Origin of the sequence: Ruegeria sp. HKCCA5839, from assembly GCF_013035585.1 — a bacterium.
In the GTDB taxonomy this organism is placed as follows: domain Bacteria; phylum Pseudomonadota; class Alphaproteobacteria; order Rhodobacterales; family Rhodobacteraceae; genus Ruegeria.
On the sequence record NZ_WQIE01000003.1, the window covers coordinates 131,901 to 147,900 of the forward strand.

Consider the following 16,000-nt stretch of genomic DNA (forward strand, 5'->3'; position numbering starts at 1 on the left):
GACAATGGACTATGAACGCCTGATCGACGAAGAGACCTGGGCGTTCATTCGCCGCACGGCTGAAAGCTATCCCGACGATGCGGTCGATATGACTGTTGCCGATCAGCGGCGCGTCTATGACGCAATGTGCGCTGACTTTAGACAACCGCGTCCCGCTGGGGTTGCGACACAAGACCTTTCGGCAGACGGTGTTTCCGTACGTGTCTATACCGCAGGCCACCCCACACGCACCGTTGTCTATTTTCACGGTGGTGGTTTTGTCGTGGGCGGGTTGGACAGCCACGATGATGTTTGCGCCGAGATTTGTGCGCAAACGGGGTATCGCGTCGTGTCGGTCGACTATCGGTTATGCCCGGAACATGTCCACCCGGCGCAGTTTCAGGACGCATGGGCTGCGACACGCTGGGCTGCTGCTGAATTTGGTGATCCGTTGGTCCTGGCCGGTGATAGCGCGGGTGGCAACCTGGCTGCGGCGACAGCGCATCACGCGCGCGGGCAGGGCCTTGAGATACTGGGGCAAGTGCTGATCTATCCGGGTTTGGGCGGAGATCGAACCAAGGGGTCGTATGTCGAACACGCCCATGCACCGCTTTTGACGCTGGATGACATAAAATTCTACGAAACTGTCCGCTATGCAGACGGCACCCCGGACGGTGATCCAACATACGCGCCCCTGCATGACACTGATTTTTCGCACCTGCCACCAACCGTGGTTGTCACTGCTGATTGCGACCCGATCCGCGATGATGGTCCCGAATACTGTGATCGGATCACGGCAGCAGCTGGTCATGCCCATTGGATCAACGAACCCGGTCTTGTCCACGGATACCTACGGGCGCGTATGACTGTGAAAAGGGCGGCGGACAGTTTCGAGCGGATCTCGGTCGCTATTGAGGCTTTGGGGCAGGGAATCTGGCCATATGACTAGTGGGCCTCGATGAGAAACGGTTCAGCTTTCATCGTATCTGCAACCGGTGCGCCAAGGCGGTTCAGGATCGTGGGCGCCAATTGCAGCTGGTCGATCACCGTATCGGCCTCTGGCCCGTCCGCGTCACCAAAGTAGTAAAGCGCCGTCTCCTGTTGCAGCGGGTCGCGCCCGCCATGATGCCCGCGCGCGTCTTGCCCGTGGTCGGCTGTCACGATCACCTCGTACCCCAGTTGCCGCCAGCGCGGGATGAAAGGGGCCAGCATCTCGTCCATGACGAAACAGGCGTGATCCATTTCAGCGCAATCATGGAAGAACCGGTGGCCCATACTGTCCAGAGTGCAGCTGTGCAGGATGCCGTAGTTAAGGCCAAAGCGCAGGCACAGATTGGTGAGCGTGCCAAAAAGATCGACATCTGACGGTGTCATCTGATTGGCCTTGCCATAACCGGTCATCGAGTGGAACCGTCCATGGTTGATGGTCGAGCTTTCGGGCTCGTCATATTCCACGTCGCGCACATAGTCGAACGGGTGGCGATTGAAAAACTCGGACCAGAAGCTGTGGGTCACGGCACCTGTAATGCCACCTGCCGCGCGCACCTGGCTGAAGATATCTTTGTGACCCAACCGAAAGACATTTCCGTTCCCGGTACAGCCATGCTCCTGCGGTGTCACACCCGTATGGATCGAGGCATAGCAACTGGCCGAAGTTGAAGGCAGAACCGAGCGCAGTTTCCAACTGCGGGCCGCGCCGCTGTCGACCCAGCCCTCAAGATTGCCAAACAAACGGCGGAAGTTGCGGTAAGGCACTCCGTCAAGGATGATCAGCAGCAGTTTGCGGTCCATATCCGGCGTCCTTGTTCAATGCTGGTGACGTCTGTTTGACGCGCCTCGCGGTCATCGGCAACGCAAAAAGCGACATCTTTTGCAACCAGATCGCGTCCGCCACATGCCGCGATTGTGAATGCGCCCAACAGCGTAAGCGAATACAATTCTGCCCTAGGAAAATGAACAGGTCGGACGATGGCTAAGGTTTCGAAACGCAAAAAGGCGCAATTGCAAAAAGCAAAAGAAGAGAAAGCGCAAGGCGCATCGCGTCGCGACGTTCTAAGGCTGGCGCGCAACGGCGCAATTGCAGCTGCCGTCGTGGGCGTTGGCAGCTTTTTCATGATGCGCTCGGTTCGCGCCATGCAGGCTGAACAAGACCTGTCGCGTGTCGGGCAGGGTACGCCGGTGGTCGTGCAGGTTCATGACCCGCAATGCCCGACTTGCAATGCGTTGCAACGCGAAGCGCGCAAAGCAATGAAGCAGTTCGCCGAGGATGAAATGCTCTATCTGGTTGCCGATATCAGCCAGCAAGACGGTGCAGGATTTGCCAACCGCTACGGCGTCCCGCATGTCACGTTGCTGTTGTTTGACGGTGAGGGCACATTGCGCGAAACCCTACACGGCATGCGAGATCAAGAGGAACTGGAACCCATCTTGGAGCGTCACTTTCAGCAGTTTGGGTAGAAGGATTGGGTGAATTACCAGTTAGAATGGTGTTGTCTGCTTTGAGCCCGTAGTTACATGTCGCTCGCATCGTCGCACGCTAAAAAATTCTAATGGAACAATGAAGGACATGGATCCAAAAACGCTTCATCCTAACGTATTCGAATTTGTCTCCAGCCTGCATAAGCTAGAGGTCACCCTTTTGAAACACGATGAAGATCTTTGGGCGGCGAAGTTGTCACGCGTGCGACAAGTCGCCGAAAATTCAGATGGCTACTGTGTTCAACTCTTCGAAGAGTTGTTCGGTGGCATGGGAAGTTTTAGCGATTTGATTCTTGACGCTTCAGTTTCTGCCAACAGCGAATTTGCGGCGGAAAGAACACGGGCATGCGAACTCGCGCAAGCATTGAGGTAGTGTTCTTGGTACGGTAGCACTTTCCGCGACTCAGTCGTGGTCTCCTCAACGATCGAGCGCTTGCAGCGAATGACAGCTATTTGGGATGCGACCGCAGCATTCTGAGCGGTTGGTGAATGGCAGGAATGGGCTATTGCGGAGGGTCGAGTTCTAAGTTCAACCTAAGATGCTGAATTCTCTCAAAGCATCCAATGCAGTCAGGATGAGAGAGGTCGAGCGTTCGAAAAAGACCTCCAGCTCGCCGTCCAAATATGATAAGCGCACTACAGCGCCGAACAATTTATCCGTTTGGCACGTCGCCCTGCAGCCGATTCAAAAGGCCAGTCTTATGAACAGTTCAGCAATCACGCCTGAGGAGATCATTAAGTTCTGGTTTCCCGAAGGCTCCGCGCCCGATCCGAAGGAGCATTTGGATTTTTGGGTGTGGCGGATGCGCGGTGGCGCCAATGCTGAGGTTTTGGAGAAATACTCGGAAATTACGCAGTTGGCTGCGGACGGAGAACTTGATTTTTGGGCTGAGACTCCGGAAGGCCGATTTGCGTTGATTATCATCTTGGACCAGTTTCCGCGAACCGTTTGGGCTGGTGCCGCCAAGGCATTCTCTCAGGACCCGAAAGCCTTGAAACTCTGCCTTGAAGGATTCGAAAACGGACATTTCGATGCGCTCGAAAATGTGTGGTACAAAACCGCGTATAAAATCCCGCTCGAGCATTGCGAATGTCCTGATCATCTTGCCAATTTGGATCGTGCGGTGGCGATTGCAGAGGCCCTTGCAGACGAAGCTCCTGCGCACTTGAAAGAACTGTATGAAAGGGCGCCGCAACAACCGAAACTACACCGCGCGGTCGTGGCAGCTTTTGGTCGTCATCCACACCGGAACGAGGTTCTGGGTCGCCAATCAACCGAAGCTGAACTCGAGTACCTGGCAAAAGGGGATTTCCCACACCAGACAGATCTTGGAAAACAATACAGGGATCTGTTGTAGATACCCGAGATCAGAAGCTTTGAGATGAGGTTTCAGACCTTTCCCCCGACCCAAGATTGCCTTGGAGTCACCAATGTCTCGCCTCAAAAACAAAGCTATTTGAGGTTCTTCTGCGCGATGACAGTTTAGGCTGTATTTGGACATTCACGGAGATTGATCATGACCCGCGCCGGGATTGGGTTCGCGATTATACTGGTGGCCGCTACGGCGCTCTGGTTTTTGAGGGGAACTCAACCCACTTACCAACCCACCGTTGACCCGCGCGCATTTGTTCAATTTGCCTTTGAAGGAGATCTACAGAACCTCGCACCGGTGTCGGTTGATGTCTCGATGCAAGACGGAACTTCGGCCTTCGGGCCTGGTCCAACGGGGCGATCTTTTTATGCCCAAGGTGACGGTGGCGCGTTGGTCATCGAAACCGCAGAGCTGGGCAATCTGGGCGACATTATTGAGATCGCGTTCGATTTCCGTCTCGAAGATTGGACCAATCCAAACGAAACAAGCGCACCTGTGCAGACAATGGTTGTCGTTTCCGGACGGAGTAACGGTAAGCTTCGGCACCTGACAGCCGATGTAGCGGTGCACGCTCAGCCGGAATTCAGAGTGAGCTTTGAGGGCGCGGAGGGTGAAAAGGCCCGCGTCGTCGCCAACCTTGATCGTGTGCTGGAACAGTGGCGCCAGGTCCGCATCATAGCTGATCAGACTGCGAACCAAACTGATGTCCTGCTGGACAACGTGTCCATTGGAAAGGTCGACTTTGTGCCCGTGGTCATCAGCGATGGCATAGACATAATCAAACTTGGGACGTGGTACCGTCAGAACCAAGCTTTTCGTGGTCAGCTGGATAATCTCGTTATTCGTGATGCAAGCGGAGCGTAAGTCCGCGCAAGATAAACAGGGGCTCGCGCTGATTGGCTTGGTTCGGATTCCGGGCTTGTGCGCCTGTTCTTTTTTCTACGCAATCCGTGATTTATTACCTCTTAGGCGCTTCGAAACCGATAGCCTCGGACAATGAGCGCCTCAATCAGAAACGTAAGCTTTACCAGGCGGATATCTACGAACCCTTAGTCGAGGAATTACCGCCATAGGACGTAGTCTTTAGGTGCAACATGGCCATACCAACAGCCTGAAAGTTCACCGCGCGCGGCAAACGGTCGAGGATTACTCTTTGTGAGCAGTCTGGAATTGGCACCTGAAGACATTGTTGAGATCAGGACGTCCTGCGGTGGGAACGCGGCGCGGGCACGGTGAGTCAAGTGCACCCCCGCCCAAAGGTCGCGGTATACAAGAGGTTGGCAGGCTGGCGATTGCAAAGCTGGTCTGATTGCGAATTGCGGATCTAAAACAACTCTATTTTATTGCGAAGACGCTGATACTGTTGGAGAAGCCTTTGAATTGCGCATCGGCGATGCGGTGGACTCCGTCGCGTTCGATCAATTCGTCATGGGTTTCTGTGTCAAAAAGGATACGGCAGTCTGAGGTTTTGGTGTGGGCTTCGAGCCGCGCCGCTCGGTTTACCGTTTTGCCGATGCAGGTATACGTCGCGCGAGCGTCAGTACCGGCATAACCAGCAACAACTTCTCCCGTCGCAATTCCAAATCCAAGTCGAAGTTTGGGTTCACCCTCCGCAGCACGTTCTTCATTGAGCACCGCAACCATGTCCAACATCTCTTTGGCCGCTTCAACAGCACTCTGTTCGGGGCTTTTGATCGGCTGAGGTGCGCCAAAGATCGCCATCAGACCGTCGCCTACCATGAGACTGACGATGCCTCCGTAACTGGAAACAGCTTCGAACATGAGCGTATAGAAGGTGTTAAGCAGCTCAATAATCGCTTCCGGAGCCATGTTTTCCGACAGTGCCGTGAAGTCCCGAATGTCACAAAAGAGTATCGTCGCATGAACGCGCCGCCCACCAATTGCGAAGCCGGATTTTTGTAGATCGTCTGCGACCTCTTCGGTGGCAAAGCGGTTCAGCAAACGTTTTTGTTCATCGTGCAGCCGTTTCTTTTCCAGGCTGGAGTTGAGCCGCGCCTTGAGCAGGACCTTGTTGACTGGCTTTGGAATGTAGTCTTCGGCTCCAAGTTCAATACAGCGCACGATGTTGTCCAAGCCTTCGACAGATGAGGTGACGATTACCGGCAGATCGCGCAGGGCGGGATCGGTCTTGATTGCTTCAAGTACTTGAAACCCGTCCATTTCTGGCATTTCAATGTCGAGAAGTAGTACATCAAAGGGTTCTTTGGCGAGCATCTCCAAGGCAATTTTCCCGTTCTCTGCAACGGAGGCCTTATGACCGAGAAGTTCGACGCTGCGCGACATCAGCAGGCGGTTCACCTTGTTGTCATCCGCAATCAGAAGGTTGCCTTGGATGTCACTCATCTATCAGGCCTTTCAATGCGGTGGCGGTTTCCTCGAACATGGCGCGAAGCGGTTCAATGGCCGCGGTGTTGATGGTTCCAGCCAATTCAATGGTCCGGGCCTGATCGGCGAGCGCGGTGGCCCCAAAAGTTTGTGCATTGGATTTGATCGAATGCGCTGCGCGACGGTAGCCGTCGGCATCCTGAGCCAAGGCGGCCTGTTCCAGACTGGCAAACATGTTGGCCGCATCGTTGAGGAATGTGTCCAGGAGCTCGGTTGCGAACTCTGGGCCCATAGCTTCTTGCAATTCTTCAAAAATAGTGGGGTCTATCAAATCCTGGGTCATAAAAATTTTCCTAATCGCGGGCGGGCGTATCGAGAAGCGCCTGGATCAAACGATCCACGCGTATGGGTTTGGGAATGTAGTCGTCCATGCCGGCCTCAAGGCACATTTCGCGGTCGCCCTGCATGGCATTCGCTGTCATGGCGATGATCTTGGGTCGGTCTTTGGCGTATGTCGCGTTGAGTTTGCGCGACGCTTCAAGCCCGTCCATTTCAGGCATCTGTACGTCCATCAGCACCACGTCATATGTCTGACGCGCAACGCTTTCGACAGCTTCGGCCCCGTTGCTGGCAAGGTCGGCGCGATAGCCCATCTGTTCGAGAAGCCGCATAGCGAGTTTCTGGTTTACGAGGTTGTCTTCGGCCAAAAGAATGCGGAGCGGGTGGTTTTTGGCCATGTCCGGATCGGTTTTTGGTTTGGCTGGGCGTTTCTTGTCCGATTTCGGCGCGTCCTTGGGCGCAAAAAGCGTGACCATAGTGTCAAACAGATGCGATTGGCGCAGTGGTTTGGACAGGTACGCCTGAAACAGGTTGTCCTGTGCTTCGATGTCGCGCAGACCCAGCGAACTGAACAGAACGCGGGGCAGGTCGGGTACGCGTTTTTCCAGCGCGCGGGCCAGAGCGAGCCCGTCCATTTGCGGCATGTTCATATCCAGAATGACAAGGTCGAATTGCGCACCTTTGTCGATGGCGAGGATTGCGTCCTCGGGGTTGTCAAAGGCTTGCGTCTTGGTGCCCCATTTCTGGGTTTGCAGCGACAGCACCTTGAGGTTGGTGGCGTTGTCATCGACCACCATAATGCGCTTGCCGATCAGTTCGGATTGCTTGCCAATCAGGCTGCGCGCTTTGGTATCGGGCAGGTCGGCCGGTTTGGCGCGGATGGTTACGTGGAAGGTTGACCCTTTGCCAGCACCATCGCTGCTGGCCCACATGGTGCCACCCATGAGTTCGGACAGACGTTTGGAAATAGCAAGACCCAGGCCAGTTCCACCATATTTACGGGTGGTTGAGCTGTCGGCCTGGCTAAAGGACTGGAACAGTCTTTTCATCCCGGCTTTGGTCAGACCGATTCCGGTATCGCGCACAGTTATGGTCACGTCCACATGACCATTGTCTGCGGGTTTAGCGGCGACATTGACAACCACTTCGCCCGTTTCTGTAAACTTCACCGCATTCGACAGCATGTTCAGCAGGATTTGCCGCAGCCGCGTCAGGTCTGCGCTGATGCCGGGGGGAACCGAGTCCTCCATGAGGTAGGCGATCTCAAGGCCTTTTTCCGCGGCCTTCCCGCTAATCAGATCCAACGCGCTTTCGATACAGTCGCGCAGGTCGAACGGGTGTTCCTCAATATCCATCTGCCCCGCTTCTATCTTGGAGAAGTCGAGGATTTCATTGATGATGCCCAAAAGCGCGTCGCCACTATCCCGGATTGTCCCGACATAATCCGCCTGTTCAGCGTCCAGGTCGGTATCCATCAAAAGGCCGCTCATCCCGATCACAGCATTCATCGGCGTGCGGATTTCGTGGGACATGGTGGCGAGAAAGGCGCTTTTGGCTTCGTTTGCTTCTTCGGCCGCCTTGCGGGCATCCTCAGCCTCTTTGAACAGGCGCGCGTTTTCGATGGCAATGACAGCTTGGTCGCAAAATGAATTGGCGAGCTTGATCTCATCTTCGGTGAAAGCGCGGGGTGTTTTGTTCTGTGCGAAGATCAAAACCCCAATTGGTTTGCCATCCCGCATGAGCGGCAAAAACAAAACCGATTTGATGTTGAACTTTGCGAAGGTGTCCACCTCATAGGGCAACGGATCAATCACGCTCGTATCCGGGATGTGGATCATTTTCCCATCGGTCAGAACGCGGGACGGGTAGTTCAAAGTCGGATCAATCTTTACTTCGGATGAAGACAGATTTGCCAATGGACTATCCTTGTTCGAACCCGCGATCGGCACAAACGTCTCATTTGTTGCATGTCGCAAGATGACGGTCACACGATCACAGGCGAGCAAATGCGTGCCCGCGCGCGCTATGGCTTCGAAAACAGGAGTCGTGTCGGTTGGTGACTGGCTGATAACCCTCAGAACGTCCGCGCTTGCGGTTTGCCGTGCCAGAGCGGACTGCGTTTCGTTGAACAGACGTGCGTTCTGGATCGCGATGCTGGCCTGGTTGGCGAAGTTCTGGACAAGGTCCACATGCGCGGTTGCGGGCGGTTCGGCGCTCGGCCAGCCGAGTACGATGGCGAATTCCACCGCGCCGTTCACCCGAACTGGCACGCCGAGGACATGGCGGAACCCCAGCCGTTGCGCAAAGTCGTTTGAGAGGTAATCGCCCTGGGTCTGCGCATCCGCTACAGCATAGATCTCACCGCGCGTGATGACCTCGTACCCGACATGACCCTGAGGCGCGTTGCGCTCATAACCAGCGTCGAGCTCGTCGATCATATCTCGTGTGAACCCGTATTGAGCCTGGTAGGTATAGGATTTCCCGTCGTACTGATCGAGGACGCAGAAACGCGCGTTGCAAAGTTCGGCCGCGCGTTTCACCATGAGGTCAAAGACGGGTTGCAGATCGGCCGAGGATTCATTGATCACCTGCAAAATCTCGGCATTCGCTTGCTCGCGCACAAGCGACTCTTCAACCTCGGCTGTTCGCGCCTGAACCTCATCAAAGAGCCGCGCGTTTTGGATCGCGATCACAGCTTGCGCGGCGAAGGTTTCCATCAACCTAATTTGCTTTCTGTCGAATGCTGCGACATCGCGGCTGCCCATGCTGATCACGCCGATGGTTTCGCCATCCGCAATCAGAGGAACACCCAAGACCGACCTATAGCCGCTGATATTCGGGCGGAACGCGGGGGCGTAATTCGGGTCCAGGTTCACATCTTCAACGTATTCGGCGCGCCCACTCTTTAAACAACGCGACGTTGTCGATCCCTCACCCGGTTCAAATGGATTGGCTCTGATGAAATCGGCAAACTCTTCCGATACATTGTGTCCGGTAAAATAGTGGTACTTGCCATCATCGGGGCTTTTGAGCGCGACAAATGCGTCTTGCAGCCGACAGATGCGCGATGAAACGGCCAGCAAAGCTTCTAGCACCGGTTCCAACGCGTCTGGCGAGCGCGAGATAACTTCAAGCACTTCGGAAGACGCTTTTTGATATTCCAAAGCTTCTTCAACTTCTGCCGTCCTTGCCTGCACCTCGTCAAAAAGGCGGGTGTTGTTCAACGCAATGACGGCTTGGGACGCAAAGGTTTCAACAAGTGCGATCTGTTTTTCGGAAAATGCGTCTATCTGCGAATGGGCAAACGAGATCACGCCAAGAGTCACACCGTCCTTGATCAGGGGCACGCTCAGGGATGAGCGGAAACCCGCGGCGAGCGCTTCGTTTTTCCACGCGTAATCCGGGTCTGTTGAAAAATCGGGGATATAGACCGTCCTGCCTGTCAGCGCGGCCCGGCCCGTACCAGTGCCTTTATCGCGCGAAAAGACTTGCTTTCGGATGACGTCATAATGTGCGTCGCTTGAATTATGAGTCGCAGCGATGTCGTATATGTCGGTTTCTTCGTTCAAAAGCGCGACATACGAGGCCTCGGACTGGCAGATGCGCACGCCGACCGTCAGGATCGTTTTGAGGACCGGGTCCACCTCGTTCGGTGAGCGCGAGATGACTTCGAGCACTTCGGAGGTGGCCGTCTGGTATTCCAGCGCTTGCGTGACTTCGGCGGTGCGCTCTTCGACCTCCTGAAACAGGTTGGCGTTCGTAATGGCGATCACAGCCTGATCGGCGAAGGTTTCCAGCAGCTGGATTTGTTTGGTCGAGAACCCGGACACCACCGGGGCACCGAGTGAGATGACACCGACGACCGTGCCATTCTTGATCAGGGGAACGCCGAGGAGGGATTTGTAGAGCCCAACACCGGCATTGTCCTGCCACGTGTAGTGGGCATCAGCATCGACGTCTTCGATGTAATGGGTCTCTTTTGACTGGATGGCCCGCCCGCTCACGCTGTCGGTGCCCGGAGCCATGGGATGCGTGCGCAGATATGTCGCGAAATCGGAATCTTTCGTGAGTGTCGACTGCACATGAAACAGTCCATCATCCGGGTTCAGCATCGCGACATATGCGTCCTGCAATTCGCAGATGCGCGACGCCTCTTGCAGAATTGCGTCAAGAACCGGGGACAGTTCGTTGGGAGAGGCTGAGATCACACGTAGCACTTCGGACGATGCAGTTTGGTATTCCAGCGCCTGCGTAACCTCTGCGGTGCGGTCCTGTACTTCGGCAAAGAGATTGGCATTGTTGATGGCGATCACAGCCTGGTCGGCGAAGGTTTCTACCAGCTCGATCTGGCGGTCGGAAAACGGCCCGGCCTTGGGGCGAGAGAGAGCGAGGACGGCGATGACTTCATCGTTGCGGATGAGCGGCACCGCGATGATCGAGCGCCAACCGCCGAGTTTATAAGATTGCTTGAGCGTGTATTCGGTGTCTTGCGTGACGTCCGGGACATGGATGCTTTTCTTGTCAAGAACGGCCCGTCCGGCCACGTTGCTACGATCAATCGGATTAGGGTTGGCCTTGTGGAACGCCACCATATCCTCTGAACAGCCGTAGTTCGCGCCCATATGCATCGCGTCATCGCGTCGGTCAAAAAGGATGCAGATCGACGCGTCACACAACTGCGCAGCGGTTGTGATCAGCGCTTGCAGGACGGTGGGCAGGTCAAACGCATCCTCGCTGATCGTCCTGAGCACGTCAGCGGTGGCGGTCTGTTGATTGAGCGTTTCGTTCAATTCGCGGAACTGACGCGAGTTTTCCATCGCTATGACGGCCTGGGCGGCGAAGGTTTTGACCAGGTCAACATCGTTGTCCGTAAAGGGCGACACCTCGCGCCGATAGAGGACGATGACACCTAGCCCCTGACCGTCTTTCATAAGAGGTACAGCGAGAACGGACCGTGCGCCTTCCATGTCGGCGAGAAGGACACGTTTGGGATCACGGTCTCGGTAATACATGGGGTCGTCTGTTATATCATCCTGCCGGATGACCGCGCCGTCATGCATGGGCCTGATGGCGACAAGGTCCGTGCGGTCGAGCGGTTCGGCAAACTCCCCCAGCGCGACGCTGAATTCGGACCGTGCGCCAATATTGGCGGGGATGGTGGCAATGCCTTGGGCATGATCTGCCACGGTGAGGAAGGCCAACGGAGCCTTGCACAGACGGCTTGCGTTTTCGAGGATCGCATTGAAGACGGGGTTTTCGTCTTCACGGGCCTGGCTGATGACTTCGAGAATTTCTGCGGAGGCCTGTTCGCGTTCAAGCCGTTCCTGCACCTCGCTGAACTGGCGAACGTTTTCGATGGCGATGACAGCTTGGGCCGCGAAACTTTGCAATAATGCAATTTCATCGTCTGAATAGGCTTTGACTTTGCGGCGGAATATCCACAAGCAGCCGATGCCTTTTCCTTGACTGACCAATGGAACAACCAATGCGGTCCGCGCGCCTTCGACGTCGACCATCGCGGTACGCAGCGGGTTACCCTCAGAGTAAAGCGGTGTGTCTACCAAGTCATGAACATGCATGACGGCGCATTCTTTGACGGCACGCGCAACGATCACTGGTGCTGCCAGTGGTGAGGTAAAGTCATGCGCCTTCAGGGTGTCGGGGCGCAAACCAAGCTGTGAAACCAAGCGCACCGTGTCGTCGGTCGGGTCCAACATATGCAGGCCTGCAAATGGAGAACCCATTAGCTTTGTCGCAGACTCTAGTATCACTTCGAAGACCGGCCGTTCATCGTCTCGGCTTTTGCTTATCACCTCCAAGATTCTCGTTGAGGCCGCCTCACGCTCTAGCCGGTCTTGTACTTCGCGGAACTGGCGAACGTTTTCGATGGCAATGACCGCTTGGGCCGCAAATGTTTCGACCAGAGCGATTTCGGCGTCGCTGAACGGGTCGATATCGTGGCGGATCAATGTGATCGTCCCAATCGCCCTGCGACCGCTGATCATGGGGGCGAACAAAACGCTGCGGATGTTGGAGTCATCGACCATCGAGCGCACAACTGGGCTGCCCGAAGCATAAAGGTCGCTTTGTTTCATGTCCGCGAACTGGATCAGACGACCCTCGAGGATTGAGCGGGCGTTGTAGGATGTGTCCCCGTCCAAAGGCATCCGCCCGGTTTCATACAACTCGACCGTTTTTGCGGGCAGATTGCGGTGCGCCCCGAGCGTTTGAAGCGTATCATTGGGTTCGGCGAGAACGAGTGCAGACATGGGCGCGTTGCACAGGCGCTGCGCATTGTCGAGGATGGCCTCGAATACAGGTGTTTCATCGTCACGCGACCGGCTGATCACGTCGAGAATTTCTGCTGACGCCTTCTCGCGGTCCAATCGTTCCTGCACTTCACGGAACTGTCGGGTGTTGTCGAGCGCAATGACAGCCTGCGCAGCGAAGGTTTCCAGCAGGGCAATTTCATCGGGTTTGAATTTGCGCGGCTCTGTCGTGACGATAATGAATGCGCCGACAGCTTGCCCCCCTTTCATCAAGGGCACATTCAGGCGGGCGCGGTGCCCTTCTTTTTCGACGAGTTGAACGGCAACCTCTTCGCCCGATTTGTACCCTTCGCTCTCCCTCAGATCGCTGATTTCGGTCGTGATCCCTTCGAGTATGGTTTTTGTAATCTGGTAGGGCTTGCTGAGAGAATAGCTGTCGCCAACCTTGACCGATTGGAGTGTTCGGCCACGGGCAGCCACCAAAGAGAAGCTGCTGCGCGTGTCATCAACCAAAACGAGCCAGGCGCTTTGCGCGCCACACAACCGGCACGCGTTTTCCAGCATCGTGTCAAACACAGGCAGTTCATTGTCCCGGCTTTGGCTGATGACATTCAGAACCTCGCCTAGTGCTTTTTCCTGTTCGAGCCGCGTTTGAACCTCGCGAAACTGGCGGACGTTTTGGATCGCGATCACAGCTTGCGCGGCGAAGGTTTTGACCAGTTCGATCTCGCTATCGGTGAAGGGGCGGGAATCTTTGCGGTAGGCGCCGATGGACCCTATGGCACCATCGCGCCCATTCATGGGCACGCCGAGGAATGCTCTGATGCCTTCTTCCTCGACCGCTTTCACGGTTTGGGGGTGCCCGGATTTGAACGCTTTGGTTTTTCGTAGGTCTTTGATATGCACCACTTCGCTTTTGACAAAGGCGCGTACGTGGCCGCTAGGGTCGTCAAGAGGCCAGACATGACCCGGTGCGTCGGTGTAGGCTGGGTTGGACCGAACGTGGGAGACGAGCGTCAGGTGATCGCCTGTCGCGTCTTTGAGGAAAATCCCCGAGAAGGGCGCGTCGCAGAGTTGGGCAACATGTTCATGGATCGCGTCAAAGACGGGCTGTTCGTCTTCGGGGTTTTCATTGATGAGCGACAGGATCGCAGTGGTCGCGTCAAGGCGTTTTTGCGCAACTTGATCAGCTAGCTGTGCACCAGCGCGTGGATCTGTCGAAGCAGATTTGTTGCCAGCCATTGTTTCGCGTATCCCAAATTGATTGCGAAGAGCTTCTTCTGGTCATGATGGCCAAGTCAAGTGATACGGATCACCCGAAAACGAGGGAAAAGAGCTTTGTCTGCAATGCCGACAGTGAATTGAATTCAATATCTCAGAACGCGGTAAATATGTGGAAGCAGCGCTTTTCGCGCTGTAGTTGAACCATTCGAGCTGCGGTGTATCGAACAGGCCTAAACAATAGTTTCGGTTGCAGTCCGTTTTGGTGTTTTTGCTGCTGTCGCAAAAGGCGCAAAGCAGCCGTCTATTGCCGACTTGCTAAAGGCGGTTTCGTCAGTATGCGCGACATAACGGGTCTAGATGCACCGGCTGCGCCGTAAGTCCGCTTTGAGCCCAAAGCAGACGACGTTATCCCACGCCTATTCCCTAAAGGCGAGAATGTTTTAGTGATTTGACTTTGGTCGGGTAAACTAGCCAGCGTATGTCCGAAACCGTTCAAGATCGAATAAAATCACGCAGCGATGCGGCATTCGCTGAGGAAGAGCGTCAAGGCACGATGCTGGCGGCACAGGTCCGAACTGTGGCTCTTGCAGTAGTGTTGTTTTGGCAAGCGATTGACAGCCCGGAAACAGGCGCATCCTACTATTTCAACCTTCTCGAAATCTTTGTTTTTGTTTTGCTCGGCGGGTTGCAGTTTTTCGCGGCATTTTCACGTCGTGGCGGAATTGGCGTCCAATATGCGTTTGTAACGGTGGATTGTTTGTTGCTGGCTTTGATGTTCAGTCTTGGCACGCCGTTTTCGGACACGCACTGGCCTGCTTCGATCCAGATGGATACGGCACGGTTTCTCTATTTTTTTATGTTCCTGATGCAGGCATCTTTCAGCTTCCGGCCGTCTTTGGTGCTCTGGTGCGGTGTAAGCATCCTGATCGCTCGGCTAGGCATGTGGTTGTGGTTTCTGAGCCAGCCAAATGTTTACAGCAATCTTGACCTGCCCGAACAGACTGTCGAAGCTTGGTTAGCGGCAGGTAGTGATCTCAATTTTCTATTTCTTGGGTACGCCGCCATAGAATTGCTGGTCGTGCTGATATTGTCGGCTGGGCTTGCTGTAGTTGTTGCGCGATCCCGGAGGCTCGTTCGGAAATTCTTATCAACCGAAAGAAAGCGAGCCAGCTTGTCGAGGTACTTTTCACCGAATGTAGTGGATCAACTGAGTAGTTCAGATGCCGGTCTTGCGAAAGGCCAGCAGCAAAATGTTGCGGTGCTCTTTGCAGACATTATGGGGTTCACAAAGCTCTGTGAGAAAGCGACTGCCGACGAGGTGATCGAACTGCTACGGGGCTATCACGACAGGCTAGGCAAGGCAGTGTTCAAAAATTCCGGCACGTTGGATAAGTATATTGGCGACGGGCTGATGGCGACGTTTGGAACGCCTACGACCAGCCCGCAAGATTCGGAAAATGCATTGAAATGCGCATTTGAAATGATCGAAGCGTTGGATGATTGGAACGCGGAACGGGCGCTGTCCGGCGAACAATCGGTTCGAGTGGGCATCGGGCTGCATTGGGGGATCGTGGTGGCCGGAGACATTGGAAATGAGCGGCGCCTTGAATACAGTGTGATCGGCGACAATGTGAACATCGCAAGCAGGATCGAACACTTGACCAGAGAATTGGATACACAACTGGTTGTCAGCGACGATCTAGTGCGTGCAATAAAGCGGAGCAACCCAACCGCCAATCTCGATGGCTTGATCGATGCAGGTGTACAGAAAATACGCGGAAGAGACTCTGGCGTGAGAGTTTGGAGATGTTCTAAGTAGCGATAGCTAACGGCCGGTTCGGATGGCCGCGGCGCAGCAACGCTTAAGTCGGGTGAACGACCAGATTTGGCTGTATGCAGTTATCGCTACTATTTGACTGATTGGCCGATTTGTTCCGCAAAGCTACTGTCTAAAGTCCAACCAATCAGTCGCAGCGTTGTACGAAAAAGGCG

General features: G+C 55.0%; 10 protein-coding genes. 6 read left to right on the forward strand and 4 right to left on the reverse strand.

Annotated features, from left to right (window positions below; all coding sequences use genetic code 11):
• Positions 1-4 precede the first annotated feature (4 nt).
• Positions 5-928 carry an alpha/beta hydrolase gene (locus GOV38_RS10245; protein WP_171209935.1) on the forward strand — a complete coding sequence of 308 codons (924 nt, stop codon included), beginning with the start codon at positions 5-7 and terminating at the stop codon, positions 926-928.
• On the opposite strand, the gene GOV38_RS10250 is transcribed toward GOV38_RS10245, so the two are convergent.
• Positions 925-1,770, reverse strand: coding sequence for an alkaline phosphatase family protein (locus tag GOV38_RS10250; RefSeq protein WP_171209934.1), 846 nt, complete (start codon positions 1,768-1,770; stop codon positions 925-927). The genes GOV38_RS10245 and GOV38_RS10250 overlap by 4 nt on opposite strands.
• A gap of 177 nt (positions 1,771-1,947) precedes the next feature.
• Between GOV38_RS10250 and GOV38_RS10255 the strand changes: the two genes are divergently transcribed.
• The 4 genes from GOV38_RS10255 (at position 1,948) to GOV38_RS10270 (ending at position 4,694) form a co-directional block, all read left to right on the forward strand.
• A complete protein-coding gene (locus GOV38_RS10255) occupies positions 1,948-2,436 on the forward strand; it encodes a thioredoxin family protein (protein ID WP_171209933.1) in 489 nt (162 codons plus the stop codon).
• A 100-nt stretch (positions 2,437-2,536) separates the two neighbouring features.
• Entirely contained in the window at positions 2,537-2,830 is a 294-nt protein-coding gene (locus GOV38_RS10260; RefSeq protein ID WP_171209932.1) for a hypothetical protein, read from the forward strand.
• Between the two features lie 166 nt (positions 2,831-2,996).
• On the forward strand, positions 2,997-3,815 hold the full coding sequence (locus GOV38_RS10265; RefSeq protein ID WP_217352083.1) for a DUF924 family protein: 819 nt from the start codon (positions 2,997-2,999) through the stop codon (positions 3,813-3,815).
• A 159-nt stretch (positions 3,816-3,974) separates the two neighbouring features.
• Positions 3,975-4,694, forward strand: a complete 720-nt coding sequence (locus tag GOV38_RS10270) for a hypothetical protein (RefSeq protein WP_171209931.1) — start codon at positions 3,975-3,977, stop codon at positions 4,692-4,694.
• A gap of 471 nt (positions 4,695-5,165) precedes the next feature.
• Here GOV38_RS10270 and GOV38_RS10275 read toward each other — a convergent pair whose 3' ends face one another.
• Genes GOV38_RS10275 through GOV38_RS10285 form a run of 3 tightly spaced genes read right to left on the reverse strand, consistent with a single transcriptional unit; the run spans position 5,166 to position 14,026 of the window.
• Positions 5,166-6,194 (reverse strand): adenylate/guanylate cyclase domain-containing protein, encoded by a 1,029-nt coding sequence (locus tag GOV38_RS10275; RefSeq protein WP_171209930.1) that lies wholly within the window; start codon positions 6,192-6,194, stop codon positions 5,166-5,168.
• On the reverse strand, positions 6,187-6,519 hold the full coding sequence (locus GOV38_RS10280) for an Hpt domain-containing protein (RefSeq protein WP_171133550.1): 333 nt from the start codon (positions 6,517-6,519) through the stop codon (positions 6,187-6,189). Before GOV38_RS10280 ends, GOV38_RS10275 begins: the two co-directional genes overlap by 8 nt.
• A gap of 10 nt (positions 6,520-6,529) precedes the next feature.
• Complete coding sequence (locus GOV38_RS10285; RefSeq protein WP_171209929.1) at positions 6,530-14,026, reverse strand: GAF domain-containing protein; 7,497 nt, start codon at positions 14,024-14,026, stop codon at positions 6,530-6,532.
• 460 nt (positions 14,027-14,486) lie between these two features.
• Here GOV38_RS10285 and GOV38_RS10290 point away from each other — a divergent pair, with 460 nt between their 5' ends.
• Entirely contained in the window at positions 14,487-15,827 is a 1,341-nt protein-coding gene (locus GOV38_RS10290; RefSeq protein WP_171209928.1) for an adenylate/guanylate cyclase domain-containing protein, read from the forward strand.
• Positions 15,828-16,000 lie beyond the last annotated feature (173 nt).

Excerpts from the sequence above, each read along its gene's own strand:
- GOV38_RS10245 (WP_171209935.1), top strand. The coding sequence starts at position 5 with ATGGACTATGAACGCCTGATCGACGAAGAGACCTGGGCGTTCATTCGC.
- GOV38_RS10250 (WP_171209934.1), bottom strand. The coding sequence starts at position 1,770 with ATGGACCGCAAACTGCTGCTGATCATCCTTGACGGAGTGCCTTACCGC.
- GOV38_RS10255 (WP_171209933.1), top strand. The coding sequence starts at position 1,948 with ATGGCTAAGGTTTCGAAACGCAAAAAGGCGCAATTGCAAAAAGCAAAA.
- GOV38_RS10260 (WP_171209932.1), top strand. The coding sequence starts at position 2,537 with ATGAAGGACATGGATCCAAAAACGCTTCATCCTAACGTATTCGAATTT.
- GOV38_RS10265 (WP_217352083.1), top strand. The coding sequence starts at position 2,997 with ATGCTGAATTCTCTCAAAGCATCCAATGCAGTCAGGATGAGAGAGGTC.
- GOV38_RS10270 (WP_171209931.1), top strand. The coding sequence starts at position 3,975 with ATGACCCGCGCCGGGATTGGGTTCGCGATTATACTGGTGGCCGCTACG.
- GOV38_RS10275 (WP_171209930.1), bottom strand. The coding sequence starts at position 6,194 with ATGAGTGACATCCAAGGCAACCTTCTGATTGCGGATGACAACAAGGTG.
- GOV38_RS10280 (WP_171133550.1), bottom strand. The coding sequence starts at position 6,519 with ATGACCCAGGATTTGATAGACCCCACTATTTTTGAAGAATTGCAAGAA.
- GOV38_RS10285 (WP_171209929.1), bottom strand. The coding sequence starts at position 14,026 with ATGGCTGGCAACAAATCTGCTTCGACAGATCCACGCGCTGGTGCACAG.
- GOV38_RS10290 (WP_171209928.1), top strand. The coding sequence starts at position 14,487 with ATGTCCGAAACCGTTCAAGATCGAATAAAATCACGCAGCGATGCGGCA.